8 protein-coding genes are annotated in these 12610 nt (G+C 39.4%); all 8 read right to left on the reverse strand.

Annotated features, from left to right (window positions below; translation table 11 throughout):
* On the reverse strand, positions 1 to 5390 hold a 5390-nt coding region (locus J4P91_RS16625), incomplete at its 3' end, for a beta-ketoacyl synthase N-terminal-like domain-containing protein (RefSeq protein WP_207994999.1).
* Between the two features lie 8 nt (positions 5391 to 5398).
* On the reverse strand, positions 5399 to 6181 hold the full coding sequence (locus J4P91_RS16630; RefSeq protein ID WP_207995000.1) for an alpha/beta hydrolase: 783 nt from the start codon (positions 6179 to 6181) through the stop codon (positions 5399 to 5401).
* Positions 6182 to 6196: 15 nt separating this feature from the next.
* On the reverse strand, positions 6197 to 6865 hold the full coding sequence (locus tag J4P91_RS16635) for an MBL fold metallo-hydrolase (RefSeq protein WP_207995001.1): 669 nt from the start codon (positions 6863 to 6865) through the stop codon (positions 6197 to 6199).
* Positions 6862 to 7110, reverse strand: coding sequence for an acyl carrier protein (locus tag J4P91_RS16640; RefSeq protein ID WP_207995002.1), 249 nt, complete (start codon positions 7108 to 7110; stop codon positions 6862 to 6864). The genes J4P91_RS16635 and J4P91_RS16640 overlap by 4 nt, the downstream gene beginning before the upstream one ends.
* A gap of 12 nt (positions 7111 to 7122) precedes the next feature.
* Entirely contained in the window at positions 7123 to 9447 is a 2325-nt protein-coding gene (gene fabD, locus J4P91_RS16645) for an ACP S-malonyltransferase (RefSeq protein WP_207995003.1), read from the reverse strand.
* 68 nt (positions 9448 to 9515) lie between these two features.
* The gene (locus J4P91_RS16650) at positions 9516 to 10295 is read right to left on the reverse strand and encodes a 4'-phosphopantetheinyl transferase superfamily protein (protein ID WP_207995004.1); all 780 of its coding nucleotides are present in this window, start codon (positions 10293 to 10295) and stop codon (positions 9516 to 9518) included.
* Between the two features lie 180 nt (positions 10296 to 10475).
* Positions 10476 to 11144, reverse strand: a complete 669-nt coding sequence (locus J4P91_RS16655) for a class I SAM-dependent methyltransferase (protein ID WP_207995005.1) — start codon at positions 11142 to 11144, stop codon at positions 10476 to 10478.
* An 87-nt stretch (positions 11145 to 11231) separates the two neighbouring features.
* Complete coding sequence (locus tag J4P91_RS16660) at positions 11232 to 12590, reverse strand: MATE family efflux transporter (protein ID WP_207995006.1); 1359 nt, start codon at positions 12588 to 12590, stop codon at positions 11232 to 11234.
* Between the last annotated feature and the right edge of the window lie 20 nt (positions 12591 to 12610).

The following is a 12610-nucleotide window of genomic DNA, read 5'->3' on the forward strand; positions in this document are numbered from 1 at the left end:
TCTAGAGCGAAAGGATAGGTAGGCAGTGGCACCCGGCTATATTGCCCATCCGCAAACAAATCTGAATAATTCAATTCATATCCCTGAACAAACAAATCTGCCACCGTAAAAAGGCTTTCCATATATTCTTCCTTGTTTACTTCACACTGATGGATGCAGTGGTTGCCAAACTTCTTTAAAGCAAGCTGTTCTCTATGTTCTCTCTCATGGACAACATGAGTAAATAAAGAGGAAACAGCTTTACGCTCAAGCCATTTTGTTAATTGTGCAACCATATCTTGCTGATTGTATACTACGCAGGCTAGACGATGTTTAAAATGCTGTCGACCCATCAATAAGGTGTAACAAATATCCCCTATATCCGCTTTATTATCCTTACTATAATCAATCAACTGCTGGGCTTGCCTTTGCAAAGCTTTCTCAGATCGAGCCGACAGCACCAATAGATAAGCTGGCTGATTTGGATGTTTGCGAATTAACTCAGGTGCCTCTTCAATCACCATATGGGCATTAGTACCACTCACTCCAAAAGAACTAACAGCAGCACACCGTTTAACCCCTGGTTTGACCTCCCATTCTTTTAGCTCAGTATTCACAAAGAAGGGACTATCCTTAAATTGAATATTGGTATTTCCCTGTTCAAAGTGTAGTGAAGGGGGGATTTTTTTATGTTTTAAAGCCAATAGAATCTTAATAACACCAGCAATTCCAGCAGCCATTTGTGCATGGCCAATATTAGTTTTAATTGAGCCTATGGCACAATAAGCCTTCTGATCTGTGTAATGTTGAAATGCTTGTGTCAATGCCTGATATTCAATGGGATCCCCCAATTTAGTTCCTGTACCATGCGCTTCTACCATCTGAATTTCCGCTGGATTGATACCAAATTTATCATAGACAGCTCGTTCCAACCGCAACTGAGAACGAAGGCTAGGTGCTGTAATCCCATTGGTAGTACCATCTTGATTTATACCAGAACCCCGAATCACTCCATAAATGTGGTCACCATCGGTAATGGCGTCTTCTAATCGTTTAAGTACTACTACACCAACCCCTTCACCTGGAACAAATCCGTTGGCTCTATCATCAAAGGTGTAGCATTGTCCTGTTGGAGATAACATTCCAGCCTGATGCTCTGCTTGATATAACTCCGGTGTGCATTGTATAGATACACCTCCAGCTAATGCCATCTCAATTTCGCCTGTCCATAATCCCTGACAAGCCAAATGCATAGCTACTAGTGAACTGGAACATGCGGTATCTACCGCAATAGCTGGACCTTGTAAATTAAGATAATAGGCAATACGAGCTGGAATGACAGAACTTAGATTCCCCCAAAAAGCTTGTGGCACCTCACGTGAAGGATAGTCGTTCATTAAGTAACGATAATCCCCCTCCTTACATCCTACATAAACACCGCACAATCGATCTTGTATACTTTTTCCAGCATAACCGGCATCCTCTAAGGCTTGCCAGGATGCCATTAAAAATAGGCGTTGCTGAGGATCCATATAGTTTGCTTCTAGCCCTGAAATATTAAAGAACAGTGAGTCAAACTGATCAATATCCTCAATAAAACTGCCTACCTCCCAACGTTTTACGGATTCATCTTTATCACCTGAATGTCTCCAGCGGGATGTTTTGTCAATCAAATTGGTCCCTTTGGCCAAATGCTCCCATAAGACATGCATATTTTCGGATTTAGCAAACTTGCCACTCATACCTACAATGGCAATCGGTTCTTTCTGCCCTCCGTCTAACACCGGCTTCATCTCATGAGCATTCAGTTCTTCTTTAAGCTCTTTCGAATGAACAACAGAAATTGCTTTAGTAGAAGATGTCTCATGTCTCCAAAAAGTAGCAATGGCGTCATAGTAATAGGTCAAAAGAAAATCTGCTAATTGATCAATAGAGCTATAATCAAAGAGAATAGTAGTTTTCAAATCAAGGGAAAAATTCTGATTAATCTCTTGCACCAAATTGATACCACTAATAGAGTCAACGCCGTAATCGCGAAAAGCAGCTTGAAAATCAATAGCTTGTGCTTCAGTCGATAAGACGTGCGCCAAGTGTTCAGCTATCCAATTTTTCAAGGCCGCCGCTATGTGATGATCCTTCATGGTAACAGACAGCTTTTTAGGTTCCCCTTGTTGAACACCAGTTTGTTTTGGTGCATCCGCTTGACGCACTTGACCATTGCTTAAGGCCATAATAATCTGCTGTCCCTTTGCATGGTCTTCTTCCACAGGAAAACGGACCTGTTTAAACCCTTCCTCTTCCAATACTCGTTTCCATCCTTCATCAGATATAGCTGGACCGCCAGGTAGACGCAGTGTATCATCTTGAAATAACCACCAACCTTCCAAAAGACCAAACGTCAGGTGAAGGAATAGAGAATTATCACTAATTTCATTTAAAATCAGCAAACCATCTACCTTTAACAATGCTTTTACCAAGCGTAACGTTTGCGCAACCTCTTTTGTAGCATGAAGAACATTCGTAGCAATGACAACATCATACGTATCAATAGAAATGCCTTGTTCAGCGGCTTCAATTTCTGCATTGTAAACCGCATAGGAGATAAAAGGATAATCTGCTTTAAACTTTTTCTCCGCGTGGATCAGAAACGCTTTTGAGATGTCAGTATAGCAATAGTCCGCTATATGGTCCCCAAAAAGCTTTAGATGTTTCAATACAGTGACACTGGTGCCTCCTGTGCCTGCTCCTATTTCAATAATACGTATACGTGCATCTGGATTTTGGCGTAAATGCTCTTGAACGTGATTAACCACTTTTTGTGCAAGAATTTTGTTAAAATAATCAGCAACAGAATTATTTTGATAGATCCCTTCCACTAGTTCCATCGAAGAATTTGGGAACATAATATCCGTTGCCAGTACCTTACCAGTCAAAATCCGTGGCAAAGATTGAAGAGTATGCTCTACCAAAATTGTCTGTGCCTTAGCATCAGGAGAAATTAACCAATGCTGTTTTTGTTGATCCCATACTTCCCATCCATCCTGCCTCTTCTCTAAAGAAGGGTTCACGCTATAGCGATTAAATTCATCACAAACTACCCATCCCCTATCAACTAAAAACTGAAGACTTCGTGCCAACCACTTATGGTAGATAGCAGACAGCTCCAGTTTCTTTTGCATATCCGTTAATGTCATTTGTTGGTCAGTCAAAATACCTAGGGACTGCAATTGTCTTAACAATAAATTTTCAAGCAGTTCATCCATATCATGCATTTGCAGACCATACGATGATAAATCAGTAGTTTCAGTGGTATCATCCCGCTCTGGTACCCAATACCTTTTTTGACAAAAAGGATAGGATGGTAGAGGCACCTTCCTATTTTTTTGATATAGACCTGTCCAATCTAAATCATAACCCTGCACATAAAGCTGAGATATTTTTTCTATATATTCCCAATAGGTATCTTTATATAAAACCGTTCCGTTCAACAAATTATGTATCAACTGTTGCCCGTGATTGATCTGTTCAGAATCTGGTTGAAAATTGTTGGCCCGTTGGTACCACAATCCTCCTTCCTTAAATCCCTCTTTTATTACTTTACACATTTTTTCCCTTAGGTCCGTCAAACCATTGGCAATGAAGGCACAACGAATAGCAAAATGGCTTCGTGCCATCGATAAGGTATAAGCTACTTCTTCTGCGGAATAATGTTCGCCATCAAGCTCCAGCCAATCAACTAGATCGATTAATTTTTGATGTAAAGCTTCTATACTTTTAGCAGAAAACAAAAATAGATAATAGGGCTTGGATATTGATGATATAGTTTGAACCGGTTGATCTATCCATTCCTCAATAATTATATGGGCATTGGTCCCATTAGAACCCAACGCATTTAAACCTGCCCTTAAGGGCACACCAGGATGTGATTTCCACTGACGCAATGCGTTATTAAGCATAAAAGGACTGTTATTTAAAAGGTGATCTTGATCCTGTGCGACTGGAAGGTTGGGCGGTAACATGTGATATTTCATTGCCATTAGAATCTTAAATAAACCAGCCATCCCAGCTGCTAGTGTGGCATGACCGATGTTAGGCTTATGGGAACCGATAACACAAAATCTTGACTTATCCGTAAACACCTTAAATGCTTCAGACAAAGCCTTTAATTCCATTAAATCCCCTAACATTGTGCCTGTACCATGGGCTTCGATATAGCCTATCGTTTCAGGAGGAATTTGCGATTTAGAATAGACTTCTTGGATTAATTCCTTTTGGGAAGCGACACTTGGCGCTGCCATCCCATTCGTTCTACCAGCCTGGTTAACCGCAGATCCCTTAATAACTCCATAGATATGATCCTTGTCTCTCACCGCGGCATCCAAGCTTTTTAACACGATTACACCCACACCTTCACCCAAAACCATACCATTAGCCTGGGGATCAAAGGCTTTACACTGACCATCTGGCGATAATAAACCAGCCTGAGAAGACATCACAAAAAATTCAGGCGTGCTTGCAATAAAAACCCCTCCAGCTAGTGCCATTTCCGATTCACCCTTGCGGATACTATCACAAGCTAAATGAATCGCAACCAAAGAGGATGAACAAGCCGTATCTAATGTCAGGCTAGGTCCTTTAAAATTAAAAAAATAAGAAATTCGTGATGCCAACATAGACATTTCATTACCCCAAAAAGTGTAAGTATTCATTTCATTCAATAATCTCGTCCGGTAGTCGGATGTTCGTCCTCCTATAAACACGCCCACCTTCTTCCCCGCCAATTTTTCAACAGGGTAATCGGCGTCCTCAATGGCTTTATAGGTTTCCTCCAAACAGAGGCGTTGTTGCGGGTCCATTCGTTCTGCTTCCTCTGAAGAAATATCAAAGAAACTGGCATCAAATTGATCAATATGCGACAACATGCCTCCCCACTTACTGACTGACTGATTTTTCCGATCTGCCTGCGGCGTATAGTAAACCTTCTCATCCCAACCTGAACGTTGAATTTCTTTAATGCAACATTCTCCCGCTTTAAGATGAGACCACAGATCCTCAATATTTTCAGAATCAGCAAACTTCCCTGATAGCCCAATGATCGCAATATCCATGGATGAATCTTCGTCTATAGTAACCACAGACGAGCAGTTTTTTTCATCCTCCGAATATAATCCCGTTATATGTTCAGCCAATTCAGGAATACCACGAAAATCAAATATTACTTCAACACCCAACTCTAACCCCAGGCTGTTATTAACAGCTTCAACAAAGTCTACTGCTTTAATAGAATTTATACCCAGTTCAAGAAAACTTTTATTGAGATCAATAGGCTGATCTTGCTCTCCCACTACCTTAATAAACTCCTCAATTAATTTCTCTTTAATCTGGTAATGCCCCCCTTGATTGCACTTCATTTTCCTATTCACTCCTCCTCTCTAAGTAAAAAAGCAAGTATATGCTCAGCAACCTCCTGCCAACGGGGTTCCAACATTATGTCATGGCCCATTTGTGGAAAAATAACTGGCTCTGTCTGATAAAAACGGCCAATAGACTGAGTAGTCTTTTTTGAGATCATACTATCCTCATCAGCGCCCAGTACCAAAAGAGGAACTTGAGCTATTGTCTTCTTGGGTACCACACGTTTTAGGCAATCACGGCTGGCTTTTGTCGATTCCGGTTGTAGCTTCCGATTTAAAGATTGCCTTTCTTCTGGCGTTGCATCATGTAAAAATAAATCCACTGGAAAGGAAGTAATTTTCCCCTGATTATATAAGGTAATTTGACGAAATTTCTTAGAGTGCATCAATAATAGCCGCAAAAAATCTTTTAGCATCCCCCCAGGTGGAATTGAAGCCATGAGCACAGCCGCTTCAATCCTTTGTGGATGCTGATGCATTATTTTTTGTACCACTGCTCCTCCCATGGAATGACCAATAATAATAGGTTTCTGTTCAAGAGTTTGCAGCACACGGTATACATCTTCTACATAGTCATCCATAGTAAAGGTATGTAATTTTTCGCGCCCTTCACTTCGACCGTGTCCACGAAAGCTTAAAGCATAGGATTGAAAACCATGGGCCTGAAAAAAAGGAAGGAAATGTTCCTTCCAGCACCAAGCAGCATGATTTGCCCCATGAACAAAGAGAAGCGGTGACGTTCTAGGCATACCTATGGGGGTGGTTTGAATAACTTCAAGTTCTCCCATATAGTCTCTTCCTTTCTATTGAAACTCAAAGAAATTCCGTTGATTTTTTCGCATGCGAAATTCAATAAAATGTTTCTGATTTAATTGAAGATAAATATTGTTCTTACGCAGATACTCCATCGTTTGTCCCGGTGGCATACCAAATGAATGCCCAGGATAGATATGAACATCATCTTTTATTTCTGTTTTTAATCTTTGTATGCTAAGATACATCGCTTCTGGCAAATCGCCATCCCTAGGACAAACACCACATCCTTCTGTAAACAAAGTATCACCTGTAAAAAGGCTTTTTTCTAACTTAAAACACATGCTACCCATTGTATGTCCAGGAGTTAACAAGCAATAAAATGGCAATCCCCCTAATAAAAGACGATCATTATCATTGACAGCATGCAATCGTTTACACCGAAAATCCGATGTATCAATTTCCTTTTGAGACATAAAGACATCTGGTTGCATAAGATCATTTAATACTGATACCAAGTTGACATGGTCATAATGAGAATGAGTCAAGAGAATCGCCCGGAGATTAGCATGCTTTTTTTCAAGGTACTGAGTGATTTTATCTATTTCCCATGCTGGATCAACAACGATAGCATTTCTAGTATTTGGCTCTATAATTAAATAGGTATAATTTATAAAAAAATGATAACTCATTCTCAAAGAATATAGATTATAAATCATGCATGTTGCATTTTCTCATATAGGATTTCTGCCAATCCTCCAAGGTTCCGGGCTTCCGACAATTCAATACTAGGAATTCGCAAAGAAAGAGCTTCCAGTGTCAACATAATAATTTCCGCCCGATTAACGGAATCAGCCCCTAAATCTACCAATCGATCCTCCCATTGAAAATGATGCTGTTCAAGCTCAGGTACGATCTCACGTGCATGCTGTACTAGTATCAAAAAGATATCTTCTTTTTTCATTTTATTTCCTCCTTATATTGTAACAGTTTCAAATGATAGCGATTCATTTACAGTAAACAGTTGTTGAAAACGTTTATTCAATAACTGTGCAGTTTCATCCATTAAATATTTTCCTACTTGTTCAACATGGCGGTTATGCCAGTTTTCTAACTTAGTCCCTTTAACCCATTCGTTAAACGAACCTAAGGCAGGACCACAATGAATTTGATAATCTACTTTGGATTCCTCATTACCATTAAGAGCTAATTGATTACTATAGTGGAAGTACCATTTAAAAATCGCCGCCATTTTTTGTTTAGGACTTTTTTCAATCTGCTGTAAATCTTCTGACGGGTAGTGAAGCTTTACTTTTTCATATACCTCTTCATAAGTGCATTTAAAATATGTTTCTTCAATCTGGTGCCGCACACGCTCATCAATGGCTTCCCATGATTCATAGTGACGGTATAAGTCCCAAAGCTTGTTTGCACGGTTTGGAAAGAATACCCCTTTTTTCAACACTTGAATTTTGGCGCCTAGTTCAAAAAGATCCCCAGCTGGTGCATATCCCGTATCCTGTACATTCATTTGTTGCAACAAATCTTTTACAGTATCGCTAGTGTTCGCTTCCACAGTACATTGGTTAATGGATCCTGTGAGAATATATGCTGCCCCCAGGGTAAAAGCTGCAGCTGCAGCTTCAGGTGTACCAATTCCACCTGCCGCACCGACACGAATCTCTTTTTTATAAGCGTATTTTGCTACAAGACGATCCCGTAACCGAATAATGGTCGGCAATAACGCATAGGCCACGCCACTATCTGTATGCCCGCCTGAATCAGCTTCAACAGTAATGTCATCTGCCATAGGAACCTGTCGAAGCCATTTGGCTTCCTGAGAAGTGATTTTCCCTTCCATCTCCAGCTTGTTTAACAACCGTTCAGGGGCAGGGCTTAAGAAAGCCTCAGCAACTTCCGGCCTTGAGATTTTAGCAATGATACGATTGTTGCACCAAACGGATCCATCGTCAGAAAGCTTTAAACCTTTCGCTCGATAGATAATTAAGGCTGGTGTCATGCTCAGAAAAGCTGAGGCTTCAATGACTTTCACACCATATTTTAAAAATAGATCAACAATTTCTTCTTCTTTTTCCGGATGATTAAACTGATGAACCAAATTAAAACCATACGGTTCACCCTGATTTAATTCATTTTGAATGGTTATAATAGCCCGTTCAATTTCCGTTAGTTTTAATCCACCACTTCCAAAAAAGCCCATCATTCCCTCTTTGCCAACACGCACCACTAAATTCGTAGAGGCAATTCCCCGATACATCCCACCCGTTAAATATGCATATTTAAGGTTATAATCCCGTTTAAAACTTTCACTTCCCAAGAAAGAAGCCGTCAAAGATAAACTAGGGGATGAATCAAGTGAAGCCTTATTTTTTTCATCCCCCATTTCAATTTCTTCTAAAACCGATATTGGGCTATCCTCTACAATCAAAGGATTTGCTTGCCTTTTAATTTGACTAATTAAACTGGTTAAAACATGACCCGGCCCCAGCTCTAGATAAACCGTTTCCCTCTTCCCCATTAAGTATCGGATACTCTCTGTCCATTTCACAGGGTGATCAATTTGAGTAATGAGATTACCTTTAATATCTTCCCCGTACGGTCTAGCCTCAACATTAGATATGACTGGAATAGCTGGTGCAAAGAAATTAAATTTATCTAAATAAGACGAAAATTCCAATTTAACTTTTTGCATATAACGTGAATGAAAAGCACCACTTGTATTTAGAGGGACAAACAACTGGACATCGGGAGTCTGTTCAAAAATTCCCTGTGCTCGCTTAATTTCTTCTTTCGGACCGGATAAAACTAGTTGTGTAGGTGAATTATAGTTAGCAATATCCAATTGATCCAACCCTTTTAATGCCAATACTTCCGCAACCTGTTGTTCATTCAAGCCAATAACAGCTGCCATTCCACCACCATAGCATTGACTCATCAACTCGCCTCTTTTTTTTACCAATTTAAGGCCTGTTTCAAAATCAAATACCCCTGCAGCAAACAGGGCATTATACTCTCCCAGACTATGCCCTACAACATAATCTGGCTTTTCATTAGTTTCTTTTATTCTCTTTAAATAGTGAAATGCATTAACGATAAATAATGCAGGCTGCGTATATTGTGTTTTCCCTAGATTCCCCTCTGGGTCTTCCAAACATAATGTCTGAATAGAATACCCCAATATGTCATCAGCCTGTTTAGTTAAATTAGAAAATTCTGTAAATAAATCTTCGCCCATCCCTTTTTTCTGAGATCCTTGTCCCGGAAAAACATAAACGGTCATTCTCTCATCCCCTTTTTCGTTTTCTATTAAACAACATTATTACATCAAATTATTGGCATGCCATCGATTTATAAAGTTATTCCCTCTAATACAGGAATAACTTGAGACAATAAGCGATAAATAGAATCTTTGGACCAACAAACTCCTTTTGGATGGGTAATGGAACAAACATAGGAACCAAAAGTAAACGAGGTAGCACAATACTGCGGAAAGTATTTAAAATAGCTTATTATCACAGGATGTGCTATCTCCACTGTATGAATGGCAAAGGTGTCAATTGGGGATGTAAACCCAATTTTTAATACTTTGGACAAGCTTTCCTTGACTGTCCAGAAAAGGGTGAGTGAGTGTATCGAAGAAAAAGGTAGTGATTTCATCAAAACATGCTCTTCGGCCGTCATTTGTTCAGTCAATACCGCTTGTTTATCTATCTGAACTTGCTCAATATCAATTCCTAGTGGACAGGCATCAAGATAAGAAAGTGCCACTCCTAAATCATCACAATGGGATATGGTAACTTGAATTCCTGGTCTACCTGAAAAGTGAACAATCGGTTGATGGAAAATTCCCGGTTCAATTGCAATTGCACTTAACTTTTCTCCCCCACTTAACACGGATACAGCGTTTTTACCTGCATATCTACCTGCTAGATAGCTTTTTATTCTACTGTTATACTGCAATTGGTTTAAATAGACCCTTTCATTCGGATGGAGAAATGATTTAGTTTGTATGTAATCTTGAAGAGAATCTGAATAGCAAAGACAACAAACCGACGGAAAATTCCGTTCTCCCCCTTTTTTAAAATCGAGGTGTGTTGTCCACAACATTGGCAATCTTTTGTTGTACAACCTATCCCCCCTCTCACTGAGAAAATATGGTTATTATCTAGTAAATGTCTATTAAAATCATTTCAATGGAATGATAGTCTAAACCTGATTTTAGAATAAAAAAGGAGTCTCCAAGTATTAACCTTTTTGACCCCATAAATACAACAATATCCATTTTTCCCCTTCACAGACGCCATTAAATTATCTCTCTAACCATGCCTCTATTCCAATAAGTCCCTCATGTAAATCACATGCCTCAAAATCACTATCTTTTACGAATTCCATAAACTTCTCTTTAGTATAGGCTTGCTTAATCACAACATTCCGAAACATCCACTTGATAATCATGGCATTCAGACCTGTAAATCCCATATCATCTGTTACAAATTTATTAATATCGGCTTTAGGCACATTCCCTTTAAAATCGATGATAACCGCCTTTCCACCTGGTTTTAATACCCTTTTCATCTCATTTAGCGCTTTGACCGGTTGGGCAAAATTTTTGAAAGCCGCCCGACAAACAACCAAATTAAAAGTTTGATCATCAAATGGGATTTGTGCCGCATCACCATGGCGGAAATCAACATTTACCCCTGCTTTATCAGCATTATTTTGTGCCATTTGCACAAACTTATCACTAATATCTAAACCCGTAATCTGAAAATCGCCTAACTTGGCCAGTTCAATTGATAAATACCCAGGACCGGGAGCAAGTTCAAGCACAGAATCCCCATCGGATAAGGCCTTTAAAACCTTCTTCGCATCCCGTGTGTATTTTTCAATTTTTTTCTGAGTGTTTTTAGCATACCACTTACCGATAAAGCCGTTCATTCCCGGCCCCTTATAACTTTTAGTTGAGGTTTCAGGCATATCTCTTCACTCCTTCAAAAGATAATATTTTTCCTTATCCTGTGGCCAGCGCTGTATACGATAGACCACCTAGCAATGTTACTCCTTTTAAGATGGCATTACATCTTGTGCTTTCATTTCTTCAACCTCCCATTTTTTCCTCCATAAACCTGATAGATAATATAACCAACTACATATTGCTAATGCGATAAAACTTGCTAGAACAGCCAACCATACGCCTGTTACTTTAAAACCTACATGTGTAAGTATCGCTGACACCGGCACTCTAATTACAATGAGGGAAGCTAAGGAAAAGACCAGAGTGACTCCGCTTTTTCCAGCCCCATTAATAATGCCATTGCAAGCATATAAAAGCGTAAAGAGAAGATAACCAAAGCTGATGATTTTCAAATAATCTGCACCAATAGTGATAATGGATGGATTAGTTATAAAAACCCTTATAATCCAATCAGGAAAGAGAAAACAGAACAAAGCAATTAAAAATGTAAAAGGAAAATTAATAATCAGCCCCCAATGAAAAAGACTTTTGATTTCCTCCAGTTTCTTCCCCTGCACCAATTGTTTTGTCAGGATCGTCATAGCAATCATAACTGCAATCGCCGGCAATGCCACAATGGAATCAATTCGACTAATGACATAAAAAGCCGCTGTCGCATCGCTTCCAAATGGATTAACAAAGAGAATAATACACGTGTATCCCAAAGCCAGTAGAAACTGTTGTATAAAAATAGGCAAGCTCATAGGTAATAATGAGATTAGGATTTCACGATCCCATGTTAATTGTGTTGGTTTAATAAGTAAGCCCTTATAATGACGTAAGAGATACCCTAAAGAAACGATAATAGCAATTACCGAGACAATGAAAGAAGCAAATACAGCCCCGTATAATCCTAATTTTGGGAAGGGACCAATCCCTATGATCCACATAGGGACTAGTACTAAATTACCTGCTGTGGCAATTGCAATAAAAAGCATCCTTGCAAAAGTATATCCAACATCTCTCAGTAGGGATGTAATTAAAAATGAGAGATACATGATAGTGAAGCCAACAGCCATAATACGGAGATACCCTGTTGCAAGTTCCATAATATCTTTAGGGGTTCCCAGTATGGTCAGAACCCATGGAGCAGCTAAATAAATCCCTACTGTCACAAACAACACTATCAAAATAGCAAAAGACCATGATACATTTATTTGTTTTTGCACCACATTATCTCGATTTTTCTTTGTTAGAAAACGTTGTAACATGGGCGTTGAAGTTAACTTAGCCGCTCCATTAGCCAAAGCTGACATTGCTAAAATAATTGGAAAGCATGCACCTACCGCCGCTACTGCATTACCACCAACCAATTGCCCGACCCAAATAATATGTATAAGGCCGTCTACCATCACCAGTGCACTTTCAATAAAAATTGGAAATGCCAATTGAATAATTCTATCTTTCACTCTATCCTCTCCCTCCTTGA

Source organism: Bacillus sp. XF8, from assembly GCF_017498755.1.
GTDB classification, from domain to species: Bacteria; Bacillota; Bacilli; order Bacillales; family Bacillaceae_G; genus Bacillus_A; species Bacillus_A bingmayongensis.